The 435-nt window shown below is 72.2% G+C and carries 1 protein-coding gene; it reads right to left on the reverse strand.

The window, feature by feature from the left end; genetic code table 11:
* Positions 1–175: 175 nt before the first annotated feature.
* Positions 176–427 carry an Lsr2 family DNA-binding protein gene (locus tag NBW84_RS24585; RefSeq protein ID WP_445548796.1) on the reverse strand — a complete coding sequence of 84 codons (252 nt, stop codon included), beginning with the start codon at positions 425–427 and terminating at the stop codon, positions 176–178.
* Positions 428–435 lie beyond the last annotated feature (8 nt).

The following is a 435-nucleotide window of genomic DNA, read 5'->3' on the forward strand; positions in this document are numbered from 1 at the left end:
AGGGGTCCGGGGGCCGCCCCCCGGGCAGATATCGCGGCCCCGGCAAAGCCGATCAGAGATCGGCGAGCACGACAAGCCAGCGCGTGCCCCCGGCGGGGAACGGCGAGGAAGGGAAAACGTTCCGTGCTCCTCGAGCGGCTTGTTGACCTTGACTGGGGTGCTCCACCTGCCCTGACTAGGGGGTTGCGTGAGCCTGCCGGAAGGCGTCGATGACGTCGGACGGGATGCGGCCTCGGTCGCCTATGTGGCGTCCGTTGGCGCGTGCCCATGAGCGGATCTGCGCGGGGTCGTGGTCGGGCGGGAGGACGGGGGCTGCCGCGACGGCCCTGGGTGGCCGGGCGGGGCTGCCGGCCGTTCTCGCAGGAGTGGAGGTTGCGTGGGCCGACCGGGGTGAGCCGGTGTCCGCTGCTTCCCGCTGTCGGGCGATTCCGGTCA

This window comes from Protofrankia sp. CiP1_Cm_nod2, assembly GCF_920664355.1.
In the GTDB taxonomy this organism is placed as follows: Bacteria; Actinomycetota; Actinomycetes; order Frankiales; family Frankiaceae; genus Protofrankia.